The sequence below is a fragment of the Escherichia sp. KTE159 genome, from assembly GCF_000408805.1.
Taxonomy (GTDB): Bacteria; Pseudomonadota; Gammaproteobacteria; order Enterobacterales; family Enterobacteriaceae; genus Escherichia; species Escherichia marmotae.
In genome coordinates this window covers 2,758,742-2,782,442 of sequence record NZ_KE137292.1, presented here as the reverse complement: position 1 = coordinate 2,782,442, position 23,701 = coordinate 2,758,742, and the positions used below count along the sequence as shown (strand labels likewise).

Below are 23,701 nucleotides of genomic sequence, written 5' to 3'. Positions count from 1 at the left end.
TGCAATATATTGAATTTGCAGGTTTTTGTTGGCCGGATAAGGCGTTCACGCCGTATCCGGCATGACAAAGCGCACATTGTCATATGTCTGAGCCCCGCTCTGCGGGTCTTTTTTTCGCCAAAAGCAAAATTGCCTGATGCGCTACGCTTATCAGGCCTACACGTATCCTGCAATATATTGAATTTGCAGGTTTTTGTTGGCCGGATAAGGCGTTCACGCCGTATCCGGCATGACAAAGCGCACATTGTCATATGTCTGAGCCCCGCTCTGCGGGTCTTTTTTTCGCCAAAAGCAAAATTGCCTGATGCGCTACGCTTATCAGGCCTACACGTATCCTGCAATATATTGAATTTGCAGGTTTTTGTTGGCCGGATAAGGCGTTCACGCCGCATCCGGCATGACAAAGCGCACATTGTCATATGTCTGAGCCCCACTCTGCGGGGCTTTTTTTCGCCAAAAGCAAGGTGATGTACTTAAGAAATTTGTGATCTATTTGGCAAAATTATACTTTATTGTTTACCCTTGTCAGACTGCCCGTCATAAGGCGGCGGAGTGTATTTCTCCATTTTGAGTCAGTTGAAAAGGAATATTGAATGGAAGATTTGAATGTTGTCGATAGCATACACGGTGCAGGTTCCTGGTTGGTGAATAATCAGGCGCTGTTGCTGAGTTATGCTGTAAACATCGTGGCGGCTCTCGCGATTATCATCATTGGTTTGATTGTCGCGCGGATGATTTCCAATGCGGTGAATCGCCTGATGATCTCCCGTAAAATTGATGCCACCGTTGCTGATTTTCTTTCTGCATTAGTCCGTTACGCAGTTATTGCCTTTACGCTAATTGCTGCACTGGGTCGCGTGGGCGTACAAACCGCATCGGTTATCGCCGTACTGGGTGCCGCAGGTTTAGCTGTAGGTTTGGCGTTGCAGGGTTCGCTGTCTAACCTGGCCGCTGGCGTGTTGCTGGTAATGTTCCGCCCGTTCCGTGCCGGTGAATATGTTGACCTCGGCGGTGTTGCCGGTACTGTGCAGAGCGTGCAGATTTTCTCTACGACTATGCGCACCGCAGACGGTAAAATTATCGTTATTCCGAACGGTAAAATTATTGCCGGTAATATTATTAACTTCTCTCGCGAGCCGGCGCGCCGTAACGAATTTATCATTGGCGTGGCGTATGATTCTGATATCGATCAGGTTAAGCAGATCCTGACTGATATTATTCAGTCCGAAGATCGTATTTTAAAAGATCGTGAAATTACCGTGCGCCTGCATGAACTTGGCGCATCCTCGGTTAATTTTATCGTTCGTGCCTGGAGCAACAGCGGTGATCTGCAAAACGTGTACTGGGACGTGCTGGAACGTATTAAACGCGAGTTTGATGCTGCTGGTATCAGCTTCCCATATCCGCAAATGGATGTGAACTTCAAGCGGGTGAAAGAGAATAAAGAGAGCGATGCGGTAACGCGTTAATCATGTAAAGCGCCCATAAGATTCATGGGCGCACTAACAATTCAATGGATTGTTCTATCAAGAAGATTGGCAACTTTTTGCATCACTTCCCTGGCATTGTCTATACCTTCAGCTTTCTGCTTTGCTACCCACTGAGCTTGTTCTTGCTGATAACCAATCGCTTTCCGCCAGGCCTCCAGTTCTGCTTTTGTCAGATAGCGAACATGTGTGCCTTCCTGTTCAAGCGTTTTTACCATGTTGATCAGATTGTTATCTAATGCCTGGCCCAGCGCCTTCTGGGTTGTAATAGCAGCTCGCTGAATCGCCTCGCGATCTTGAGTACTGAGGCTTTCCCAGGTGTGTTTATTCATCGTCAAAAGATAAACATGGCCGAGCCAGAGCGAAGGAGAGAGCAACACATTCGGCGCAGCACGTTCAGCATGGATGTCATACCCGCTATCGAGATTGACCATTAAGCCATCGAGTTTCCCGTCGCGGAGTGCTGTCGTAATTTGCTCATTCCACGGTAAGGTTACGGTTTTTGCTCCTGTATTAACTAAATAAGCCCGATGCCAGAAACTGGCTGTTCGCCAGGAAGTTCCCTGAAGAGCGGTTAATTTCATAATGGGTTTGGTAGAAAAAAAGCCTACCGGATAGCCAAGGAAAAATTGTAAGTTCACGACATTGTTACGCTCAATTTCAGCGTTAAGTTCGGGAATTTCTGCATATACGCGACGAAAGAATTCTACCTGACTGGCTCCATGCTCCGGGCCAATAGCAAAGCTCTTGAATATTTGATGAAGCGGTAATTGTTTCGCTGTGTATTCTGGCACCACTATACCCATATCAGCTTTGCTGCCATCACTTATCGTCGCCAGTGCGTCATAGCTGATGGCGATTTCACCGTTCCAGTGAGGTTCAATTTTCAAACGTCCTTGTGACTCTTTTCCAATTTCTGCAAATAATACCTCTTTAATGAGTTGTGTACGCATTCCACCATAAGGTTCATGATCGGTATAGCGAAGTATTTTTTCAGCAGCAATGTTGGGGAAAGATACCAGAAGTAACCCTGATATCAGAGAAAATAAAAAGTGTTTGAATGTCATATCAGTTCCTTCTGTAATTTTGTTGATCGTCGTTAATATTAAAAGCAGTGAACTTTAACAACTAAAATCAAACTTCATATTTTTAAAGTCCAGCCAGGCATTACCTGTGCCAAAATTATACCCGTCGAAATACTCTTCAAACTCAATATAATAAGGCGACATTCCGTCTGGTATAGGCTGCACGAGCGCCATCGAACCACCGAGATGATCGGGCAGATGTGCGCTATGCCACTGGAGAGGTTCACATTTACTCTTTCCCTCTGCATCTTTAGAAAAATAATGAATGGACTGATATTCCGTATCATTTCTTTCTGAGGGGCTAATTCCCGCATTAGGATCAAAAGCGCGCGGCTCGCATGAAATCGCCAGATTGAACGCCAGCGACTGCTCAGGAATGGTGCCCAATTTACGGTAAATAAAATTGCTTTCAGGCGTATCTTTTGGTCTGACGTTAGCCTGAAAATAACTAAATGCACTGCCAATAGTCATCCATTCTGGCGTATCTTGCTGGTCGCGATAGTGGTCAGGTATAAGTTCAGGTGGCTCGCAAAATGGGCCGTTGAACTCGTGCTGGGTTAGTAAAATTACCGCATAAGAACAACCTAATATATCTGCCATCCGAAATAGCCGTGGATGTCGTTGCTTTTCTGCCAGCCAAAAAACATAAAGATTTGGATCTTCTGGGGGCGTGCAGGATTCAAAATTTTCAAACACATCCAATATTTCTTCTGTACACGGAGTTCCGCCATCGTTGTGTTCTGGCGCAACTGCAAAGAAAGATAACGCGACAACCTCTGGTCCATAAATCCGATAGTCCTCTGGCAATAGTAGGGTAAATCCATGATTCAATGGGAAACCATTATTTGGATCCAGCGGCCACTGTTCGGGTGTTATGCCTGGTGGTAGTCCAAAGCACCAACCTTGTTGTCGCGGCATATTTTCGCGGATAGGGTAGGGGAGCAGAGTGAGATCATATGATTGCATTGTGTTAGTCCTTTACAACGCGAGCAGGGAAGCGAGCCATAACGTCGTTTACGCCATGGGGAATGTTGAGATTGTTATTCTAAAATCAGTCACCGAGTAGAATTATTTAAATTAATATTAAAATTATTTATATGCTATTAGAATTATCAATTTTATCTAATAACAATCCCGCGCTATAGTCTCTGCATCAGGTAATCAACTCGGAATTTTTAACGTGTTTTCTTATTATTTTCAAGGTCTTGCGCTTGGTGCGGCTATGATCCTGCCGCTCGGTCCGCAAAATGCTTTTGTGATGAATCAGGGCATTCGCCGTCAGTACCACATAATGATTGCCTTACTTTGTGCAATTAGCGATTTAGTCCTGATTTGCGCCGGGATTTTTGGCGGTAGCGCGTTACTGATGCAGTCTCCGTGGTTATTGGCATTAGTGACCTGGGGTGGTGTTGCCTTTTTGTTGTGGTATGGCTTTGGCGCTTTTAAAACTGCTATGGGCAGTAATATTGAACTGGCGAGTGCCGAAGTGATGAAACAGGGGCGATGGAAAATTATCGCCACCATGCTGGCGGTGACCTGGCTGAATCCGCATGTCTATCTGGATACCTTTGTGGTACTGGGCAGCCTGGGCGGTCAACTTGATCCTGACCCAAAACGTTGGTTTGCATTCGGGACGATTAGCGCCTCTTTCCTGTGGTTTTTTGGCCTGGCGTTATTAGCCGCCTGGCTGGCACCGCGTTTGCGTACCGCCAAAGCGCAGCGCATTATCAATTTCGTGGTGGGCTGCGTGATGTGGTTTATCGCTCTACAACTGGCGAAAGAGGGGATTGCCCATGCACAAGCCTTGTTCAGTTAGGTGCTATCTGATGGAAAATTAAAACAGAGACGCTAAGCTTGCCTCCAGAGGTCCTGAATTTTGGGCAAGTCAATTAACACGGAGAGACTAACGTGAAGTTCAAAGTTATCGCCCTGGCGGCATTGATGGGTTTCAGCGGAATGGCAGTACAGGCCAATGAACTACCGGATGGTCCGCATATTGTCACTTCAGGAACAGCAAGCGTGGATGCGGTGCCAGACATTGCCACCCTTGCGATTGAAGTCAACGTGGCAGCGAAGGATGCCGCGACCGCCAAGAAGCAGGCGGATGAGCGTGTGGCGCAATATATCTCTTTCCTTGAACTCAATCAGATCGCGAAAAAAGATATCAGCTCTGCAAATTTACGCACCCAGCCTGATTACGATTACCAGGATGGTAAAAGTATTCTGAAAGGCTACCGGGCGGTGAGAACGGTGGAAGTAACGCTTCGTCAGTTAGACAAACTGAATTCTTTGCTGGATGGCGCGCTGAAGGCCGGGCTTAACGAAATTCGTTCTGTTTCCTTGGGTGTGGCGCAACCTGATGCCTATAAAGATAAAGCGCGTAAGGCGGCGATTGATAATGCGATTCATCAGGCACAGGAGCTGGCGAACGGCTTTAATCGCAAGTTGGGGCCGGTATATAGCGTGCGCTACCATGTTTCCAACTATCAGCCCAGCCCGATGGTTCGAATGATGAAAGCTGATGCCGCGCCGGTTTCCACTCAGGAAACTTACGAGCAGGCTGCTATTCAGTTTGATGATCAGGTTGATGTGGTCTTCCAGTTAGAACCTGTTGATCAGCAACCTGCAAAAACACCTACCGCACAATAATACTTTTAGCCCGACGCCTTTGTCGGGCTAATGTCTTCACCTGATATCGCCTCCTTTTTCTGTAATTTTCTGTAAAACCATGATGCAATCACCTATCTTTGCACGCGATTTCATCAAAGATTGAATAACTGAAACGGTTAAGCGGACAGTGATGTTTGGGGAGAGGGTATGGATATTTTTATTTCAAAAAAGATGCGCAATTTTATTTTATTAGCGCAAACTAATAATATTGCCCGGGCAGCAGAGAAAATACATATGACGGCGTCGCCGTTCGGCAAAAGTATTGCCGCGCTGGAGGAGCAAATTGGTTATACATTGTTTACCCGTAAAGATAACAATATTAGTCTTAATAAAGCTGGACAGGAACTTTATCAAAAACTTTTTCCGGTTTACCAACGAATTTCTGCTATTGATAATGAAATTCATAATTCCGGGCGTCGTTCTCGTGAAATTGTAATTGGTATAGATAATACCTATCCGACGATTATTTTTGATCAGCTAATCAGCCTTGGTGATAAATATGAAGGGGTGACAGCCCAGCCGGTTGAGTTTAGTGAGAATGGGGTTATTGATAATCTCTTCCACCACCAGTTTGATTTTATTATCTCTCCGCAGCATGTCTCCGGGCGTGTAAAGGGGTTGGAGAGCCTGACTATCAGCGAACTTTCGCCGCTGCGACTGGGGTTTCTCGTTTCTCGCCGTTTTGAAGAACGCCAGGAGCAGGAGTTATTACAGGAGCTGCCGTGGTTACAGATGCGCTTTCAGAACCGCGCTAACTATGAAGCGATGATTGATGCGAACATGCGTCCTTGTGGGATTAATCCAACAATCATTTATCGTCCCTACAGTTTTATGGCCAAAATAAGCGCCGTTGAGCGCGGACATTTCCTGACAGTCATTCCACATTTTGCCTGGCGGCTGGTGAACCCGGCAACGCTGAAATATTTTGATGCGCCGCATACGCCAATGTATATGCAGGAATACCTCTATTCACTGAAAAACCATCGCTATACCGCCACGATGCTACAGCAAATTTCTGAAGATCGTGACGGTACGAGCAATTAACTCAGCATCGAGCCAGTTTCGATCAAGTTACGATGCAGATCGAAAACGTGGCTAAGATCGTGGTGAATATGCCCACCAGGTGCATTTTCCAGATAGTGATGCAGATAGTCACGGTACATGGGATGGGCACAGTTATCGATGATAGCGCGTGCGCGCTGAAGTGGGGAGAGGCCGCGCAGGTCGGCAATCCCTTGTTCAGTGATGATCACTTTCACGCTGTGTTCGCTGTGATCGACATGGCTACACATTGGCACGATAGTTGATATCTTGCCTTCTTTGGCGATCGACGGTGCCATAAAGATCGACAGGTAAGCATTGCGTTCAAAATCGCCGCTGCCGCCGATACCGTTCATCAAATTAACTCCGGCAACATGCGTTGAGTTGGCATGTCCGTAAATATCAAACTCCAGACCCACGTTCAGAGCGATAACACCAAGGCGGCGGATAATTTCCGGGTTATTGGAAATCTCCTGCGGACGTAACACAATGCGGCTGGAGAAGTAGTCCATATTGTCGTAAATCTTACGCAGTGAATCGGCAGAGATTGTCAGACTGGAGGCGCTGGCACCGGTGATTTTGCCGGTTTCCAGAAGATGAACCACCGATTCCTGTAGCACTTCCGAATACATCATAAACGGTGGAATATCCGGGTTATCTCCGAGACGTGCCATTACCGCATTATTGATGTTGCCAACCCCACTTTGCAATGGCAAAAACTCCGGTGGAATACGTCCCTGTGCCATTTCACGTAACAGAAAGGTGACTACATTGTCAGCGATTTGCTGGCACATGGGATTTTGCTTATCCAGGATATTACCTGCATCAGGTAAGTTGGTTTCCACGACCGCAACAATCTTTTTCGGATCAATGTGCACATAACGAGTACCGACGCGATCCATTGCATGGAAGATCGAAACGCTATTGCGCCGCGGTGGTGCTCCTGGAATCACAATATCTGCCAGTTCCGCAACGCGCGGATCGTGATAGTGATTGAGTTCAATGATCACTTTCTTTGCCTGCAGTAACCAGGTCGGCGCGTTACCGATCCCACTGGTCAACCAGACACGTCCATCCGGTGCGATCTCTGAAGCTTCAATTACCGCAACATCAATGTCACCGAAGAAGCCGTAGTTGACCATTTGCGCTACTTCGCTCAAATGTAGATCAACAAAACTGACCGCACCCTGATTGATCTTTTTGCGTAATCCAGATGATGTTTGATACGGAGCGCGCCACGAAACAGCGTCAGCTTCAGAGAGTACATCATCGGCGGCGGCGCTAATTGACGCTCCGGTTAGCAGGCGAATTTGGTACGGTTTTTTCGCCTCATGCTGTTCATTGGCACGACGGGCAATAGCAGCAGGCAGGGCTTTAGGTGAACCCGCAGGGGTAAAGCCGCTGAATGCCACCATATCGTTGTGCCGGATAATTTCCGCCGCTTCATCGGCGGTCATCCTTGCCCAGGTCATACTCATCCTTTACTCCTTTGTTCGCAGATCATTAATGACCGACGAAATTAGGTTTACGTTTTTCCAGGAAGGCGTTCATACCTTCCTGATAATCCTCGCTGTCATAAACCTCCCGGCGCATCCCCTGAATACGTTCAAACTCATCTGAATTCATGGTGTGTGCTTCGCCCAACACGCGCAGTTCTTCCTTGATTACCGCAATCGCCAGCGGTGCTTTTTCGGAAATGTGGTGAGCCATTTGTAAGGTGAAATCTTCCAGCTCGTTGATGTCAACAACGTGGTTGAGAATGCCAACAGCCAGCGCGCGTTGGGCTGTGATTGGCGAAGCGGTAAAAATCAGCTCTTTGACAATGTGGAAACCCGCGTCACGGGTCAGGTTGTGAATGCCGACCAGGTTATATGGGACGCCGAGGTTAACTGGCGTCATTGAGAAGGTGGAGGTGCTGGCGGCGATGATCAGATCGGAACTCATGATCATTTCAAATGCGCCTCCCCAGACGCTCCCTTCAACCATCGAAATTACCGGTTTGGGGCATTTTTGGATCATGCGGGTGATTTGGCGTAGCGGATCATCGTAGGAGAGTGGATCGCGGCCGCCTGATGGCAGTTCATGAATATCGTGACCTGCGGAGAACACTTTGGAACCACTCGGGGCACGCAGAATGATACAACGGACTTCCGGACGGTTGAGATCGCTTAATGCCTGGAGCAGGTCATCAATAAAGACTTTACTTAATGCATTGAGTTTGCGGCCATAGTTAAACTCAATTACCGCAACTTTGTTGATGGTGACAACATTAACATACTGATAAGACATAAAAATTCCTTTAATCAAAATATTGAGTCTGGATAAATTCACTGAGTTGCCGCAGGCCGGTGCGCGGCGAAAGCGTGTTGTTTTTGACTGCTAATAGCGTCTGGCGGTAATAGCGATCGAAATCTTCATTAGCGAACAGGTGGTGCAGCACTTCTTCCTCGGTTTGCTTACGCAGCCATTCCACCGATTGTTGCTGCCGCATCAGGGGCAAACGACCGCTGGCGGTAAGCGCGGTTTTGAAATCGATAATCGCGTGCCAAATCTCATCGATACCGCATTTTTCCAGTGCGCTACAGGTGAGGACTCGTGGTTGCCATTCTTCATATTTGCGACGCAGAATATGTAGGGCGCTTTCGTACATATGGCGGGCAATGGCGACATTCGTGTGGTTATCGCCATCGTCTTTGTTGATGACAACCAGATCTGCCACCTCCATTAGCCCCTTTTTAATGCCCTGGAGATCATCACCACCACCGGCAATTTGTAGTGAGATAAAACAGTCGACCATGCGGGCTACTTCCGTTTCCGACTGTCCGACGCCGACGGTTTCAACGATCACCACGTCATAACCCGCCGCTTCGCATAACAGCATTAACTCCCGTGCTCGTTGGCTGGCACCGCCCAGATGACCAGATGACGGAACCGGGCGAATAAACGCCGCATCGGCACGAGCCAGTTCGGTCATACGTGTCTTGTCACCAAGGATGCTGCCACCGGTTACCGGGCTGCTGGGATCAACGGCAATCACCGCGACCTTCAACCCCTGGCGAATTAGCTGCATGCCGAAGACTTCAAGAAAGGTACTTTTCCCCGCGCCGGGTGTACCGGTAACGCCCAGCCGCAGCGCATTTCCACAGAATGGCATGATGGCATCGAGCAACAGGTTACTTAGCGCCTGATGACGCGGATGGCGGCTTTCTACCAGCGTCATGGCTTGGGCAAGTGTGGCTCGTTCACCCTCACGTAAGCGGCGAATGTTGTCTGCTAGTGTGGTTTCGTTAATCATGATGCTGGCTAATTCGGTTCAGCACATCACGTACACTGTCGAGCATGGGAGTACCCGGGCCATAAATCGCCGCCACGCCACGCTCTTGCAGGAAGGCATAATCTTGCGGTGGAATAACGCCGCCAGCGACTACACAGATATCTTCGCGCCCCCATTTTTTAAGGGCTTCGACCAGTTCCGGGATCAGCGTTTTGTGTCCAGCCGCGAGAGAGGATGCGCCCACCACATGAACGTCGTTTTCTACCGCCAGTCTGGAGATCTCTTCTGGCGTCGAGAACATCGGGCTGAGATCAACGTCAAAACCCAGATCGGAATAGGCGCTGGCAATGACTTTCGCTCCGCGATCGTGCCCATCCTGACCCATTTTTGCGATCAGAATACGTGGGCGACGACCATTGTTGGCGAGGAACAGCTCCGTTTGCGCAACAATGGCATCAAATTCGCAGGCTGATTTTTCCGACTGGTGATAACTTTGCGCAATCACGCCGGTAACACACTGACTCGGCACCAGATAACGGTCAAAAGCGGCCTCCAGTGCATCGGAAATCTCACCCAATGTCGCGCGAACGCGTGCTGCATTAACAGCGGCAGCCAGCAGGTTTTCGTTTTGCAGCGCAGCGTTAGTCAGGGCGTTCAGCGCGGCGGTTACGGCTGCATCATCACGGGTGGCACGAATGCGTTCCAGCGAAGCAATTTGCTCGTTACGAACCATCACATTGTCGATCTCCAGTACATCGGTTTTGTCTTCGTGATCCCGTTTGTACTTGTTCACGCCAACTATCACCCGTTTGCCCTGGTCGATCAGCGATTGTTCACGCGCAGATGCTTCTTCGATCATTCGTTTTGGCAAGCCCGCTTCGATCGCTTTCGCCATGCCACCGGCTTCGTCGATCTGATCAATGATGGCTCTGGCCTGTTTCACGATCTGATCAGTTAGTGACTCAACGTAATAAGAACCGGCTAGCGGATCGACGGTGCGGCAGAGTTCTGACTCTTCCTGAATAATGATCTGAGTGTTGCGGGCAATACGTGCCGAGAAATCGGTCGGCAGACCAAGAGCTTCATCAAAAGCGTTGGTATGCAGCGACTGAGTACCGCCCAGAGTCGCGGCCAGTGCCTCAATGGTGGTGCGGATAACGTTGTTATAGGGATCTTGCTCGGTGAGACTCCAGCCGGAGGTTTGACAGTGGGTACGCAGCGCCAGTGATTTCGGATCTTTGGCTCCAAATCCGCTTACCGCTTCGCTCCAGAGATAACGCGCGGCACGCAGCATGGCGATGTTCATAAACAGATCCATGCCAATACCGAAGAAGAACGACAGACGTGGGGCAAAGTCGTCAATTTTCAGACCAGCAGAGAGTGCAGCTTTGATGTACTCAATCCCATCAGCCAGGGTGAATGCCACCTGCTGCACGCAATTTGCACCCGCTTCGCCCATGTGGTAGCCGCTAATACTGATGGTATTAAAGCGCGGCATATTGCCGGAACACCAGGCGATGATATCAGCGATAATGCGCATAGACGGTTTCGGCGGGTAAATATAGGTATTGCGGCAGAGGTACTCTTTCAGGATGTCGTTCTGGATGGTGCCAGTAAGTTTATCGGGGGGAACTCCTTGCTCTTCAGCGGCCACGATATAAAACGCCAGTACTGGCAGGACTGCGCCGTTCATGGTCATTGACACCGACATTTTATCCAGTGGAATTTGGTCGAACAGCACCTTCATATCTTCTACGGTGTCTATAGCAACGCCCGCTTTTCCGACATCGCCAGCAACACGCGGATTGTCGGAGTCGTAACCGCGGTGGGTGGCGAGGTCAAAGGCAACGGAAAGACCTTTTTGCCCGGCCGCGAGGTTACGGCGATAAAAGGCGTTAGACTCTTTGGCCGTTGAGAAACCGGCATATTGGCGGATGGTCCATGGCTGGGCTGTGTACATGGTGGCGCGGGGGCCACGAACGTAGGGCGGCAAGCCAGGAAGGGTGCCTGTCACTTCCAGATTGTTGAGATCGACTTCGGTATACAGCGGCTTGATGGCGATCCCTTCCGCCGTTTGCCGTACCAGTGAGTCGACGGTTTTTTCCCGACGGCTCAACTCCTTGTTGGCAAGCTGTTGCCACTCCTGCACGTTTGACATTATTTGCTCCATAAAGCGCAATAAAAATAGGGGATTTGCGCTTACGGTGAGCTTTTTAAACGGGTTTGTCGCCAGCAAAAAAAATGCATTGAGGCGTCGTTTTTTGCCGTGTGAGATTTGTCTCTTTTGTGACGTTGTTCAAAGAAGGTAAAAAGAAAGAAGGAAAATGCCTGATATGTGCTATCAGGCATTAAGTGATTGATTAATCCTGACGAAGTACTTTGTGACCATAGTCGAGCAAAGCATCAGTGACTTTACGCATCATGCGGCTTTCTGGGGCAAAGCGATGCCAGTAGAGCATTCGCCGTTGAAACAGCCCCGGTGTCAGGTCTATCAACTCGCCGCTAGCCAGTTCTTTCTCAATTTGTAGGTGTGGGATCATACAGCAGGTTGTTCCCTGGCGAGCGAGTTGAACGAAGGCTTCTGACGAGTTAACGATATGGCACGGTACGCTACCTGGCGGCAGATCGAAGTTTTGCTGCAAAAATGCCTGGTGCATATCGTCAAGATGGTCAAACGCCACCACCGGTGCCTTGAGCAGCGCGGAGCGGCTTACTCCGTTGGGGAAGTATTTCTCAGCAAACGGTTTGGAGCTGACGAACAGATAGTCAAGCGCGCCAAGTTTATCGACAAGACAGCTTGGTAGCGCCTGATGTTGAATACTCACCGCGCCGACCACTTCGCCACGACGCAGGCGCTCCTGGGTACGGGTTTCATCTTCCACCTGTAAATTCAGACGGATAGGAGAGTCAGCCAGCACAGGAGCGAGCGCCGGAAGCAGCCAGGTTGCCAGACTGTCGGCGTTGACTGCAAGCGAAAGCAGTAGCGGGGTTGAACCGGTTTGTTCATCGCCCAGCCACTCCTCTTCCAGCAACTCAACCTGGCGAAGCAGTGCCAGTAGTTTTTGCCCTTGCTCAGTAGGCCGCGGCGGGACAGTGCGCACCAGTAACGGCTGCCCGAACATATTTTCTAGCTGCTTAATGCGCTGTGAGACGGCTGATTGCGTAATGCACAATTTCTGTGCCGCACGCTCAAATCCTCGTTCACGTATCACCGCATCCAGTGCCTGTAATGTCCTGTAGTCCGGGCGTTTCATTGCTTTAACCTACTCCTCAAATTTTCTTATGCCGAACTATGACATAATTTTGCTTTGGGTACAGAGCATTTAGCGTATGAAAAAGTAGCTATAATGGAAATTTTGGGTGGCGTTACCGTGTCTTTTTGTCTTTGTGGAGACTCGGGAAAAGTTCTGTAGAGCTTCACTTTTATCGGTGCAGCTTCAGATATGCACGCTGGTTGATAAAAGGGGTCACCCGATGCCTGCTGATATCCAGGCTTGCAGGGACGAAAGAGAATTCCCCCTATTGCCTGTTATTCATGGATGAGTTAGTCGCACGACTTGCTGACGGGGTCTGAACCGCGTTTTTTGTATATAATGCGTGTGAAATTTCATACCACAGGCGAAACGATCATGACGCAGGATGAATTGAAAAAAGCAGTAGGATGGGCGGCACTTCAGTATGTTCAGCCCGGGACCATTGTTGGTGTAGGTACAGGTTCCACCGCCGCACACTTTATTGATGCACTCGGCACGATGAAAGGTCAGATTGAAGGGGCAGTTTCCAGCTCCGATGCATCCACTGAAAAACTGAAAAGCCTTGGCATTCACGTTTTTGACCTCAATGAAGTGGACAGCCTTGGAATTTACGTCGACGGAGCAGATGAAATCAACGGCCATATGCAGATGATCAAAGGTGGCGGCGCGGCGCTGACCCGTGAAAAAATCATCGCTTCAGTCGCGAAGAAGTTTATCTGTATTGCAGATGCTTCCAAGCAGGTCGATATTCTGGGTAAATTCCCACTGCCGGTAGAAGTTATCCCGATGGCGCGTAGTGCAGTAGCTCGTCAGTTGGTGAAATTAGGCGGCCGTCCGGAATACCGTCAGGGCGTGGTGACTGATAACGGCAACGTGATCCTCGACGTTCACGGCATGGAAATTCTTGACCCGGTGGCGATGGAAAACGCAATTAACGCTATCCCTGGCGTGGTTACTGTTGGTCTGTTTGCCAACCGTGGTGCGGATGTCGCGCTGATTGGCACACCTGACGGCGTCAAAACCATTGTGAAATGATCTGACGGGGGAGTTCTCTCCCCCGTTAAAAATTTTTTTCATTGTTAAATTTGGTGACATCTGTCACGTTTTTAACCCTCTGTTACCTAACGCTCTAAACAAAGTCTTATCTCCAGCATTTTCTTCTGTTAATCAACCTTGCGTGATATTTCCTCAACATCGCGACGCAAACGTTCATATTGCCGCAATATTATTTTTTGATATGTTGAAAGGCGGATGTAAATCCACACACAACATTTCAAAGACAGGATTGGGTAAATGGCAAAGGTATCGCTGGAGAAAGACAAGATTAAGTTTCTGCTGGTAGAAGGCGTGCACCAAAAGGCGCTGGAAAGCCTTCGCGCGGCGGGTTACACCAACATCGAATTTCACAAAGGCGCGCTGGATGATGAACAATTAAAAGAATCCATCCGCGATGCCCACTTCATCGGCCTGCGATCCCGTACCCATCTGACAGAAGACGTGATCAATGCCGCAGAAAAGCTGGTCGCTATTGGTTGTTTCTGCATAGGCACAAACCAGGTTGATTTAAATGCTGCGGCAAAACGTGGGATCCCGGTATTTAACGCACCGTTTTCGAATACGCGTTCCGTTGCTGAGCTGGTGATTGGCGAACTTTTGCTGCTATTGCGCGGAGTGCCGGAGGCCAACGCTAAAGCGCACCGTGGCGTGTGGAACAAACTGGCGGCGGGTTCTTTTGAAGCTCGCGGCAAAAAGCTGGGTATCATTGGCTATGGTCATATTGGTACGCAGCTTGGCATTCTCGCGGAGTCGCTGGGGATGTATGTTTACTTCTATGATATTGAAAACAAACTGCCACTGGGCAACGCGACTCAAGTGCAACATCTTTCCGACCTGCTGAATATGAGCGACGTGGTAAGTCTGCATGTGCCAGAAAATCCGTCCACCAAAAATATGATGGGCGCGAAAGAGATTGCGCTGATGAAGCCCGGTTCGCTACTGATTAACGCCTCGCGCGGTACTGTAGTCGATATTCCGGCACTGTGTGACGCGCTGGCGAGCAAACACCTTGCTGGTGCGGCAATTGACGTATTCCCGACGGAACCGGCGACCAACAGTGATCCGTTTACCTCTCCGCTGTGCGAATTCGACAACGTCCTGCTGACGCCACACATTGGCGGTTCGACTCAGGAAGCGCAGGAGAATATCGGCCTGGAAGTTGCAGGAAAATTGATCAAGTACTCTGACAATGGCTCCACGCTTTCTGCGGTGAACTTCCCGGAAGTATCGCTGCCGTTGCACGGTGGTCGTCGTCTGATGCACATCCATGAAAACCGTCCGGGCGTGCTGACTGCGCTGAACAAAATATTTGCCGAGCAGGGCGTTAACATCGCCGCGCAGTACCTGCAAACGTCTGCTCAGATGGGCTACGTAGTTATTGATATTGAAGCCGATGAAGACGTTGCCGAAAAAGCATTGCAGGCCATGAAAGCTATTCCTGGCACCATTCGCGCCCGTTTGCTGTACTGATTCCCCTTCTCTGACAAACAACGGGCAGGTCGCTGACTTGCCCGTTTTTTTGTCCCTTTTCCCCATGCTTCTCACCACATTTGCAGGGTTGTGCAATCGCCTTTGTGAGCCTGCTCGAAGAAAGAAATCAAAGCCAGATCAATACGTTGTGTTTACTCGAAGAAGATTTACGATGGCGGTGCAGCATGGCGCTGTAACGGTAAAGCCCTCACCGAAGCGAGGGCTTAAAGGAGAAGGGGTATGATGTGACTTGTCATCATACTGATTGTACTGTTACTGATAAATTTGCCAGCTTATTAACAGTCAGTCTCAGGACCCTTACTCACTAAATTAGGTTAAAAAATAAACGATGTCAATCAGGGCGATGCAGGTGTGTCGTTTTGAGCCAATATAAATCTATATAAACAGTATCAGTCGTATTCTGGGGCGCTGGGGAAAAGTACTATATATGATCTATTCACATAATGAATATAGGTAAATTACATATATCAGAATATGTGATTTCAATCGCACATTTCATCACAATTGTGGACAACTTGCTGCCGAAAATTTGTGAGCAAATAATCTTGTGGTTTTTTAAATGAGATTTATTATTCCGTTATTACGATTTAATGGGGTGTTATTATGAAAGGAATTAATCAGAATTTTACTAATGTCATTAGATTCACGGATGACCTGGTTTTTCTTCGCCAGCGTTTTATCGACTCTGATGATTTCTTTCATACTGTAAATGAAAAACTTCTGGCTGCTAATTTGGTAACAATTGACTTTCTTCAGAATATTCGTTTGCGAGAGAGAGAATATCCTACCGGATTGGCGTTGGAATCGTTTTCAATTGCTATTCCTCATACAGATATTAAATTTATAAAAGAACCATTTGTCGCTTTTTATCAACTTGCCGAAGAGATGCCATGGAATGAAATGGGGGCAGACGAAAATAAACTTAAAATCAAATTTATTATATTGTTAGGACTGGTAGATACTTCCAGTCATATTGATTTTCTACAAAATCTGATCACCTTATTTTCAACTGAGAATCATGCAGATTGGTTAAGCAAAACCCAAAGTAGCCATGACGCTACTAATTACCTTAATAAATACATTTAATTAAATTATAAGGAATTATCATGAAAAAGATTGTTGTAGCCTGTGGTAGTGGCGTAGCAACTTCACAAACAGTAGCAAGTAAAGTGGGACGTTTGTTAAAAGAAAAAGGATTTGAAGATATCAGAATTGAGGTTGTCGATCTCAAATCTCTGGATAATCATCTCCGGGATTCTGTTGCTTATGTGGCGATTACAAAAATAGATAAGGAATATCCGATCCCTGTTATAAACGGCATCGCGTTTTTAACAGGGATCGGTATGGAACAAGAATTACAAAAAATTATTAATCTTTGCCAATAGACAATTATCACGTCTACAAGGAATAAATACTATGGATTTTCTTGCGCAAATAATTAATTACATCCTGAATTTAGGTGCTCCGGTTTTCGTGCCATTTATTATGCTGTTAGCTGGGCTTTGTGTCAAAATGCGTTTTAAAGAAGCCTGTTCGGCTGCAATAACACTTGGTGTGGCTTTTGTGGGCATGAGTATGCTTATCGGCTTTATGGTTGGAGCCATCGGTGTTGCTGCTGAAGCAATGATGAAACGAACAGGACTTGAACTTAGCATCATTGATGGTGGCTGGACCACAATGGCAAATATTTCATGGGCCTGGCCATATGCGTTTTTAATGTTCCCATTGCAGATTGGCATCAATATCCTGATGCTGATGTTAAAAAAGACCGATACTTTCAATGCAGATTTATGGAATGTCTGGGGGAAAATATTTACCGCATTTATCGTTATGGGGACGGTAACGCCACTGTTTGGCTCAACCTGGGCATTAGTGATAGCATTTATCATCGCCTCTTTGCAAATTATCCTCGAACTAAAGTCTGGTGACTTACACCAGTATCGTATCGAGAAAATGACCGGGATCCCGGGAATTACCTGCACGCACCGGATGATGTTTCTCGGTGCTATTTATTATCCCTTTGATGTGTTGTTACGCAAAATTCCTTTGTTGAATAAACCAATGGATGCGGCAACGTTACGTAAGAAAGTCGGGATCTTTGCGGAAAACCATGTTATTGGTTTCATCCTCGGGATACTTTTTGGCATCGTAGCGGGTTACGATGTGGCGAAAACCTTGATGTTGGGAATACAGGCGGCTACGGCGTTACATCTATTTCCTGTCATTTCGAAGTTTTTTATGCAGGCACTATCGCCACTCTCTGAAGCGATTAGTGATTACATGAATAAACGGTTTTCAGGACGTAAGCTCTTTGTTGGTATTGACTGGCCATTTCTTGGCGGGGCGAGTGAAATTTGGTTTGTTATTATTGTCGCAATTCCTCTTACCTTGCTCTGGGCTATAATCTTACCGGGGAATAAAATTCTTCCTTTTGCCGGCATTATTAACATAGTGTTAGTGGTTCCGGCCTATCTGTTAACGCAGGGTAATACTTTACGAATGGTCATTCTTAGTTTTATTGGTATTCCATTCTTTTTATTTGTGGGGACTGAGTTTGCACCCATAATTACTGAGCTGGGGAATGTGACCAAAGCGATAGACATTCCTGTAGGTAAGCTCATATCAAATAGCTGTATTGATGCACCAGTGTTTACCTATGCGTTTTCTCATTTATTTCAGTTTATGCAAGGGAATTTTGTTCCATTAGTAATGGCAATAATCTGGAGTATTGGCTTTTACTTTTATTGTCGAGAGTTATCACAGGACGCGAAACAAGTAGAGTAAAAATCCTAACCCGCAATACTTATAATAAAGAGGTTGTTACTATGATTGATAACCGTATTTATGCAGTGCTGAATGCCATAGTACGTGAACCTCTTATTACCAGTGGAGAGTTGTGTAAGAAATTTGTATTAACCAGGAAACAACTCAGTTATACATTGCTTAAAATAAATGACTATCTGGCGACGAAAGAACTTTTGCCAATTTCCCGTCAACGCAGCGGTGGTTTCAGTGTTGATGCTAATGTATTAGCACTTTTTTACAGCGATATTGAATATCAGCTTAACGAGCGTTATGTCTATAGCGAAAAAGAGCGACATTATATTATACTGTTTTTATTATTGTGTCGTAATGAGAGAATTAAACTTTTTCACTTTACTCAAACATTACGTGTAAGCCAGAATACTATTCTTAATGATATTAAGAAAATTAATTCAATAACTGATCGCTACGAAGTTCTGATCGTTTATGAAAGGAGGCAGGGCTATTTTATTGAGGGCAGTGAAATCCAAAAAAGATACTTATTACTGGAGGTTGTGACTTATTGTCTTTCCAGACCATTTTTTGAGGATTTCACTGTAGAAATTACTAAAAATGTTGAACTGCACCGGAGAGTGTTTGCTGATGCACTGACCTTAATTGAACATGAGTTTAAAATATTTCTGACCGATGAGAAAATCCAGCAACTGACTTTATACATGAGTCTGGTCATGCTACGAATTAGTGCCGGGAAAATTCTACATGCTTTGCCAGAACATCTCCATGAGGTCTACCGGACTCGTGAGTTTTTAATTATAGGTGAGATTTTAAATAAAGTAGGTATTAACCAGGTTTCTGAACAATCATTTTTAACGGCGATAATTCGTAGTGCAAATATTCAGACAATTTCAGATCGTTATTTTAATCTTGAGCCATTATTGTTAGAAGGGATAGTTGCTGTTGTTAATAATTTTGAGAAATTATGCTGTATTGCCTTTCGTGACAAGGATGAGTTGATTAACAAAATCTATCAACACTGGAAGCCAGCTTATTATCGCATTATTTATAATTTTACTTATGATTCTGGAGTTTATGAATTAATTGCTCAGGAGTTTAACTATCTTCATCAACTTGTCATTCGCTCAATTAGCCCGCTGGAGAGTTTGCTGCAGCAAGGACTACCGGAAGAGGAAGTTGCCTCATTGACGGTAATATTTGGGGGATGGTTAACGCGTGAGGGGTTGCTGCATAAGGTTAAAGTGAAAAAGTCTGGAGTTGTGGTGAGCTCAGGTAATGTCACGGTTTCTACATGGATTTTCTTGACGTTACAATCGCTGCTGCCTGAAATCTACTTTCAGGATATCTTGTCATTTCGCGAGTATGAAAAATATACTAAAGAGCATGACGTTATTTTTAGCACCAGCCTTTTTTCGACCCATCGCCCTTTGTTGCTAATTAATTTACCTTTTGATAATGGACAAAAAAATACGCTACGCGGTCAGGCTCTTTCGTTATTGGGATATCAGGATAATGAATCTGTACAGGTTGAGAATGTTTTAGCTATCGTTGAACGGTATGGCACTATCCAACAACGAAAGGATCTTCGGACTGCTCTTGAAGATTACCTCTATAGCCATTCAAGACCCGTTAACAATTTAGTGGCAGCCCATCCGTTACCCTCTTTGGGCAGCTTGCTGCAGAAAGATTTTATCACTCTTGAGATGGATATACCAAAGACATGGCAAGAAGTTATTCATCAGGCAGCATTACCATTACTGAAAAATGGTGTAATCGAGTCATGTTATATATCTGCGATTATTAATAAGATTATTAACGAGCGGCCATATATTATGTTAGGGGAAGGGGTGATAATTGCTCATGCCGGAGTTGATGAAGGCGTTAATAAAATTGGCTTTTCATTATATCGATTACCACATCCGGTTCTGATAAATGATTATATATATGCAGATATTATCATTACATGTGCAACCCATAATACGCAGGGGCATTTAAAAGCTTTATCGCAGTTAAATAATTATCTTGAAGAATGCAATGGCGCAAAATTTATTCGTGACGCAGTAGATAAAGAAGTGATCATACGAGCGTTACAATACTACTCGTAATCAACAGAAGGAACGTTATTATGTTAGAAATACTAAAGCAGCAAGTTGTAGAAATGGCAAAAACGACCCAACAGTGGGGGATGTGTAAGCACAAAGCCGGGAATACCAGTGTCCGGGATCCAGAAACGGGGCTTATCTGTGTTACACCAACCACCGTTGACAAAAATGAATTAACCGTTCGGGATATCGTTGTCCTTTCTCCAGAGGGAGAAATTGTCGAAAACCTTTCCGGGCTGCGACCCACCAGTGAATGTATGATGCACCTGCAGGCCTACCGGACACGGCAGGATATTCACGCTGTTTGTCATACGCATTCACGTTTTGCTTCCATTTTTGCAGTACTGGAAAAAAGTATCCCCGCGGTTATTTATGAATGTGCAATTTTAAATCTGCAACAGGGGATTGTACCCGTTGCACCATTTGCATTACCTGGTACTCAAGAGCTGGCATTAAGTATCATTGAGCCCCTACAACAAGCCGATGCTATTTTATTAGGTCGCCATGGAGCGATGACCGTTGATGTGTCGTCTTATGATGCTGTATTAAAATCCGCCTACCTGGAAGAACTGGCTGAAATTTATTATCACACACTACTGGTAAATGGTCTGCAGGAACCGAAAGTATTTAGTGGTGAGGAACTGGCATGCTGGTCGTATCCACAGGTTATTAGATGAGCCACTATTAGCTATAGAGAAATTAGGTGGCCTATGATTAAAGAAATAGTGTGGGTGACAAACAAAACGGGGCTTCATGCCCGACCTGCAAGTGTACTAGCGAAAACTGTAAGACAATTTCAATGTGTGACAACCTTAAACTATAAGGGAAAAAATATCAAACCACACAGTGCGATGGCGTTATTAACGGCAGGTATCAAAGCTAACTCTCAAGTTGAACTGATTTGTGAAGGTGTTGATGAACAGCAAGCAATTTCGGAGTTGAAAAGATTATTTGCTATTGGTTTTGGTCATGATTAAACGAAAAATTTATTAATCCATTTATAACACAACATCCGTTGAATAAGGAAATCATTGTGACAAACAGAATCGTACTTAATCCCATTGCCTATTTTGGTAATGGGGCGATAAAACGCATCCTTGATGAAGTAAAAAAACGAAAATTAACAAAAGCATTTATTGTAACGGACTCAGAGATTGTCCGGTGCGGTGTAAACGAAAAAATAACTAACTTATTAAAGCACAACGATCTCACTTACACAGTATTCGATGGCGTTGAAGCGAATCCAACAATAGAAAATGTACAAGCTGGCGTCAGGGCGTTTAAGTGCAGTAATGCAGATTATTTGATTGCGGTAGGGGGCGGTTCTTCAATCGATACGGCTAAAGCAATTGGAATAATTATTGCTAATCCTGGTTTTGCCGATGTTCGTTCTCTGGAAGGGGGCGCAGCCACAGAGAACCCTGCGATACCGACTATTGCTGTTCCAACTACAGCGGGGACTGCGGCAGAAGTGACCATTAACTATGTCATCACAGATGTGGAGAATAGGCGCAAATTTGTTTGTTACGATCCACATTCTGTACCAGTGGCTTCAATTATTGATGCAGACATGATGTCTTCTATGCCGCCATCATTAAAAGCGGCAACCGGGATTGATGCACTCACACATGCGATTGAAGGTTACACCACTCTCGGCGCATGGACGTTGACAGATATGTTCCATATACAAGCGATTGGACTCATTGCCGATGCGCTAAGAGCTTCCGTGGCAGGAGATACACAGGCGAGCGAAGATATGGCGCTGGGACAATACATTGCCGGGATGGGCTTTTCAAATGTTGGGTTGGGGTTGGTGCACGGCATGGCGCACCCGTTGAGTGCATTTTACGGTACGCCTCATGGCGTGGCGAATGCTGTTTTGCTACCGTCTATCATGGAGTGGAATGCGGAATTTACCGAGGAGAAATATCGCAATATAGCGGCAGCGTTTGATATACCGCAAGCGTATACCATGCCATTATCCGAAGCGCGTAGAGAGGCAGTGAACGCGGTTCGAAGACTTAATCAGGATATCGGTATTCCATCACGCTTACGCGAAATTGGGATGAAAGAAGAGGATGTGATGGCTTTAGCGACTGCCGCTATGGCTGACATTTGTACAGGGGGCAATCCTCGGCCTGTAACCTTGACGGATATCCAGCAGCTTTATCGTCAAATGTATTAATTACTCTATGGGAGTGTGTCGTCCTCACCACTCCCAGACTTTTGACGGTGTAACCACCGCAGGTAGCGGAATATCCCACTCTTCGACAGGAAGTTTTTCTACTAACTGACAATCATGTGCATAACCAACTGGCTGCATTTTATAGTGCTGCCAGTTTTGCAATGTCCGATCATAAAAACCGCCACCCATTCCCAGGCGTTGACCGTACTTATCAAAGGCTACCAGCGGCGTTATGAGGACATCTAATTGGGAAAGGGGAAGTACATCGCGCACGTCCAGTTTCGGCTCGTGGATTTTTAATCTGTTCACCACCAGTTCACTTTGCGGATGGTAATTCAGGAACAGTAAGTTACCGACACTAAAGGGATGCAAAACTGGAAGATATACGCGCTTACCGGCATGCCAGAGCTGTTCTATGAGCGGTTGGGTGTCGAGTTCGCCATCAAATGAGAGAAAAACGGCAACCGTATGCGCCATTACAACAGGGGGGTAGTTCATCATCCGGGTTGCGGCCTGCTGACCCATTTCGCGTTGTTGCTCCGGCGTTAAGGCACGACGTCGATGCCGAATCATTTTACGGATTTCTTGTCGGGATAATGTAAGTGGAAGTTCTGGTAGTTGTGTCATGGCTGGTGCCAGATAAGAAGGGAATCTCCGAGATGCCGCCGCAGGCTGTAACCCTTGAACCCTTGGTTCAAGGTGAATGTGTCGTCGCAGTTTTAAGGCTTCTCGGACGAACCGAGCATGCTCACCAACCACGGAGCGCCACATTCTTGTGGTATGAAATATCGGCTCAGGGGACTGGCCCGCTTGCGAACATCTCAGAGAAATTTTGTCTTCACGTTTACTCTACCATAGTAAACCGAAAAGTGTCATTCAAAGTTTTGGTTCGTTTTTTCGGTGATGCGACCTTGTTCAAGTAACGCTTGTTCTATGGTCTGTTGCAGCATCCGAATACGCTGTTCCATACTTGCCGCGTAGTCACGAGTCTTCGCTTTTTCTTGCGCTAACTCATAGCTGATGTTCAATGCAGCAATGAAAACCAACTGTTCTGTATTTGTGACTCTAGTGCGTTCTTTCAGATCTTGCAACCGTTGGTTCAGATCGTCCGCAGCCTGATTCAACGCATCCCTTTGGTCAGGCGGGCAGTTCACACGCAGTGAACGGCCAAAAATTTGGATATCGACGGGTTGTGCAGACATGCCACCTTCCTGCTGATTGACTGCGCTGCCTTCGCCTTCAGACCTTTGGTCTGCGAAGGGGCGAAACTATAGCTAC

Annotated in this window: 23 protein-coding genes and 1 other RNA gene; 14 read left to right on the top strand and 10 right to left on the bottom strand. The window is 46.5% G+C overall.

Features of this window, described 5'->3' with window-relative positions; genetic code table 11:
* Positions 1-593: 593 nt before the first annotated feature.
* Entirely contained in the window at positions 594-1,469 is an 876-nt protein-coding gene (gene mscS / locus A31E_RS08530) for a small-conductance mechanosensitive channel MscS (protein WP_000389807.1), read from the top strand.
* Between the two features lie 41 nt (positions 1,470-1,510).
* Here the strand turns inward: mscS and dctP are convergent, their stop codons facing one another.
* Together dctP and A31E_RS08540 are read right to left on the bottom strand one after the other, a co-directional pair.
* Entirely contained in the window at positions 1,511-2,554 is a 1,044-nt protein-coding gene (dctP, locus tag A31E_RS08535) for a TRAP transporter substrate-binding protein DctP (RefSeq protein WP_000142897.1), read from the bottom strand.
* Between the two features lie 54 nt (positions 2,555-2,608).
* The gene (locus tag A31E_RS08540; protein WP_016249173.1) at positions 2,609-3,538 is read right to left on the bottom strand and encodes a hypothetical protein; all 930 of its coding nucleotides are present in this window, start codon (positions 3,536-3,538) and stop codon (positions 2,609-2,611) included.
* Positions 3,539-3,752: 214 nt separating this feature from the next.
* On the opposite strand from A31E_RS08540, the gene argO reads away from it, so the two are divergent.
* From argO to srsR, 3 genes are all read left to right on the top strand, one after another.
* Positions 3,753-4,388 carry an arginine exporter ArgO gene (gene argO / locus A31E_RS08545; protein ID WP_000493344.1) on the top strand — a complete coding sequence of 212 codons (636 nt, stop codon included), beginning with the start codon at positions 3,753-3,755 and terminating at the stop codon, positions 4,386-4,388.
* Between the two features lie 92 nt (positions 4,389-4,480).
* The gene (locus tag A31E_RS08550; protein ID WP_000669823.1) at positions 4,481-5,221 is read left to right on the top strand and encodes an oxidative stress defense protein; all 741 of its coding nucleotides are present in this window, start codon (positions 4,481-4,483) and stop codon (positions 5,219-5,221) included.
* Positions 5,222-5,389: 168 nt separating this feature from the next.
* Positions 5,390-6,286 (top strand): LysR family transcriptional regulator SrsR, encoded by an 897-nt coding sequence (gene srsR / locus A31E_RS08555; protein ID WP_000350787.1) that lies wholly within the window; start codon positions 5,390-5,392, stop codon positions 6,284-6,286.
* On the opposite strand, the gene scpC is transcribed toward srsR, so the two are convergent.
* From scpC to argP, 5 genes are all read right to left on the bottom strand, one after another.
* A complete protein-coding gene (scpC, locus tag A31E_RS08560) occupies positions 6,283-7,761 on the bottom strand; it encodes a propionyl-CoA:succinate CoA transferase (protein ID WP_000063070.1) in 1,479 nt (492 codons plus the stop codon). The two genes, srsR and scpC, sit on opposite strands and share 4 nt — an antisense overlap.
* 25 nt (positions 7,762-7,786) lie before the next feature.
* A complete protein-coding gene (gene scpB, locus A31E_RS08565) occupies positions 7,787-8,572 on the bottom strand; it encodes a methylmalonyl-CoA decarboxylase (RefSeq protein ID WP_016249172.1) in 786 nt (261 codons plus the stop codon).
* 10 nt (positions 8,573-8,582) lie between these two features.
* Complete coding sequence (meaB, locus tag A31E_RS08570; protein ID WP_000606737.1) at positions 8,583-9,578, bottom strand: methylmalonyl Co-A mutase-associated GTPase MeaB; 996 nt, start codon at positions 9,576-9,578, stop codon at positions 8,583-8,585.
* Positions 9,571-11,715, bottom strand: a complete 2,145-nt coding sequence (scpA, locus tag A31E_RS08575) for a methylmalonyl-CoA mutase (protein ID WP_016249171.1) — start codon at positions 11,713-11,715, stop codon at positions 9,571-9,573. The genes meaB and scpA overlap by 8 nt, the downstream gene beginning before the upstream one ends.
* A gap of 202 nt (positions 11,716-11,917) precedes the next feature.
* Positions 11,918-12,811 (bottom strand): DNA-binding transcriptional regulator ArgP, encoded by an 894-nt coding sequence (argP, locus tag A31E_RS08580; protein ID WP_000828349.1) that lies wholly within the window; start codon positions 12,809-12,811, stop codon positions 11,918-11,920.
* Positions 12,812-13,186: 375 nt separating this feature from the next.
* On the opposite strand from argP, the gene rpiA reads away from it, so the two are divergent.
* The 10 genes from rpiA (at position 13,187) to fucO (ending at position 22,423) form a co-directional block, all read left to right on the top strand.
* Positions 13,187-13,846 (top strand): ribose-5-phosphate isomerase RpiA, encoded by a 660-nt coding sequence (gene rpiA, locus A31E_RS08585; protein WP_016249170.1) that lies wholly within the window; start codon positions 13,187-13,189, stop codon positions 13,844-13,846.
* A 258-nt stretch (positions 13,847-14,104) separates the two neighbouring features.
* Positions 14,105-15,337, top strand: a complete 1,233-nt coding sequence (gene serA, locus A31E_RS08590) for a phosphoglycerate dehydrogenase (protein WP_001151616.1) — start codon at positions 14,105-14,107, stop codon at positions 15,335-15,337.
* A gap of 255 nt (positions 15,338-15,592) precedes the next feature.
* Positions 15,593-15,637: a hypothetical protein gene (locus A31E_RS26805; protein ID WP_370567170.1), complete on the top strand. Its 45-nt coding sequence runs from the start codon at positions 15,593-15,595 to the stop codon at positions 15,635-15,637.
* Between the two features lie 324 nt (positions 15,638-15,961).
* On the top strand, positions 15,962-16,444 hold the full coding sequence (locus tag A31E_RS08595) for a PTS sugar transporter subunit IIA (protein WP_000676303.1): 483 nt from the start codon (positions 15,962-15,964) through the stop codon (positions 16,442-16,444).
* Positions 16,445-16,464: 20 nt separating this feature from the next.
* A complete protein-coding gene (locus tag A31E_RS08600; protein WP_000725251.1) occupies positions 16,465-16,743 on the top strand; it encodes a PTS sugar transporter subunit IIB in 279 nt (92 codons plus the stop codon).
* A gap of 31 nt (positions 16,744-16,774) precedes the next feature.
* Positions 16,775-18,142, top strand: a complete 1,368-nt coding sequence (locus tag A31E_RS08605) for a PTS galactitol transporter subunit IIC (protein WP_000346404.1) — start codon at positions 16,775-16,777, stop codon at positions 18,140-18,142.
* A 41-nt stretch (positions 18,143-18,183) separates the two neighbouring features.
* Positions 18,184-20,241, top strand: coding sequence for a BglG family transcription antiterminator (locus tag A31E_RS08610; RefSeq protein WP_000566770.1), 2,058 nt, complete (start codon positions 18,184-18,186; stop codon positions 20,239-20,241).
* Between the two features lie 20 nt (positions 20,242-20,261).
* The gene (locus tag A31E_RS08615) at positions 20,262-20,915 is read left to right on the top strand and encodes a class II aldolase/adducin family protein (RefSeq protein WP_000889975.1); all 654 of its coding nucleotides are present in this window, start codon (positions 20,262-20,264) and stop codon (positions 20,913-20,915) included.
* A gap of 33 nt (positions 20,916-20,948) precedes the next feature.
* On the top strand, positions 20,949-21,215 hold the full coding sequence (locus tag A31E_RS08620; RefSeq protein ID WP_016249169.1) for an HPr family phosphocarrier protein: 267 nt from the start codon (positions 20,949-20,951) through the stop codon (positions 21,213-21,215).
* 56 nt (positions 21,216-21,271) lie between these two features.
* Entirely contained in the window at positions 21,272-22,423 is a 1,152-nt protein-coding gene (fucO, locus tag A31E_RS08625) for a lactaldehyde reductase (protein ID WP_000184888.1), read from the top strand.
* A gap of 24 nt (positions 22,424-22,447) precedes the next feature.
* On the opposite strand, the gene A31E_RS08630 is transcribed toward fucO, so the two are convergent.
* The 3 genes from A31E_RS08630 to zapA all read right to left on the bottom strand — a co-directional run bounded on the left by A31E_RS08630 (position 22,448) and on the right by zapA (position 23,625).
* Positions 22,448-23,050, bottom strand: a complete 603-nt coding sequence (locus A31E_RS08630; RefSeq protein WP_024193605.1) for a 5-formyltetrahydrofolate cyclo-ligase — start codon at positions 23,048-23,050, stop codon at positions 22,448-22,450.
* Positions 23,051-23,070: 20 nt separating this feature from the next.
* Positions 23,071-23,254, bottom strand: a non-coding RNA gene (ssrS, locus tag A31E_RS24490) — 6S RNA.
* 41 nt (positions 23,255-23,295) lie between these two features.
* On the bottom strand, positions 23,296-23,625 hold the full coding sequence (zapA, locus tag A31E_RS08635; protein ID WP_001276008.1) for a cell division protein ZapA: 330 nt from the start codon (positions 23,623-23,625) through the stop codon (positions 23,296-23,298).
* Between the last annotated feature and the right edge of the window lie 76 nt (positions 23,626-23,701).

Excerpts from the sequence above, each read along its gene's own strand:
- A31E_RS08595 (WP_000676303.1), top strand. The coding sequence starts at position 15,962 with ATGAAAGGAATTAATCAGAATTTTACTAATGTCATTAGATTCACGGAT.
- A31E_RS08600 (WP_000725251.1), top strand. The coding sequence starts at position 16,465 with ATGAAAAAGATTGTTGTAGCCTGTGGTAGTGGCGTAGCAACTTCACAA.
- A31E_RS08610 (WP_000566770.1), top strand. The coding sequence starts at position 18,184 with ATGATTGATAACCGTATTTATGCAGTGCTGAATGCCATAGTACGTGAA.
- A31E_RS08620 (WP_016249169.1), top strand. The coding sequence starts at position 20,949 with ATGATTAAAGAAATAGTGTGGGTGACAAACAAAACGGGGCTTCATGCC.
- mscS (WP_000389807.1), top strand. The coding sequence starts at position 594 with ATGGAAGATTTGAATGTTGTCGATAGCATACACGGTGCAGGTTCCTGG.
- scpB (WP_016249172.1), bottom strand. The coding sequence starts at position 8,572 with ATGTCTTATCAGTATGTTAATGTTGTCACCATCAACAAAGTTGCGGTA.
- argP (WP_000828349.1), bottom strand. The coding sequence starts at position 12,811 with ATGAAACGCCCGGACTACAGGACATTACAGGCACTGGATGCGGTGATA.
- A31E_RS08615 (WP_000889975.1), top strand. The coding sequence starts at position 20,262 with ATGTTAGAAATACTAAAGCAGCAAGTTGTAGAAATGGCAAAAACGACC.
- A31E_RS08540 (WP_016249173.1), bottom strand. The coding sequence starts at position 3,538 with ATGCAATCATATGATCTCACTCTGCTCCCCTACCCTATCCGCGAAAAT.
- srsR (WP_000350787.1), top strand. The coding sequence starts at position 5,390 with ATGGATATTTTTATTTCAAAAAAGATGCGCAATTTTATTTTATTAGCG.
- dctP (WP_000142897.1), bottom strand. The coding sequence starts at position 2,554 with ATGACATTCAAACACTTTTTATTTTCTCTGATATCAGGGTTACTTCTG.
- scpC (WP_000063070.1), bottom strand. The coding sequence starts at position 7,761 with ATGAGTATGACCTGGGCAAGGATGACCGCCGATGAAGCGGCGGAAATT.
- scpA (WP_016249171.1), bottom strand. The coding sequence starts at position 11,715 with ATGTCAAACGTGCAGGAGTGGCAACAGCTTGCCAACAAGGAGTTGAGC.
- A31E_RS08605 (WP_000346404.1), top strand. The coding sequence starts at position 16,775 with ATGGATTTTCTTGCGCAAATAATTAATTACATCCTGAATTTAGGTGCT.
- rpiA (WP_016249170.1), top strand. The coding sequence starts at position 13,187 with ATGACGCAGGATGAATTGAAAAAAGCAGTAGGATGGGCGGCACTTCAG.
- A31E_RS08630 (WP_024193605.1), bottom strand. The coding sequence starts at position 23,050 with ATGACACAACTACCAGAACTTCCACTTACATTATCCCGACAAGAAATC.
- serA (WP_001151616.1), top strand. The coding sequence starts at position 14,105 with ATGGCAAAGGTATCGCTGGAGAAAGACAAGATTAAGTTTCTGCTGGTA.
- zapA (WP_001276008.1), bottom strand. The coding sequence starts at position 23,625 with ATGTCTGCACAACCCGTCGATATCCAAATTTTTGGCCGTTCACTGCGT.
- meaB (WP_000606737.1), bottom strand. The coding sequence starts at position 9,578 with ATGATTAACGAAACCACACTAGCAGACAACATTCGCCGCTTACGTGAG.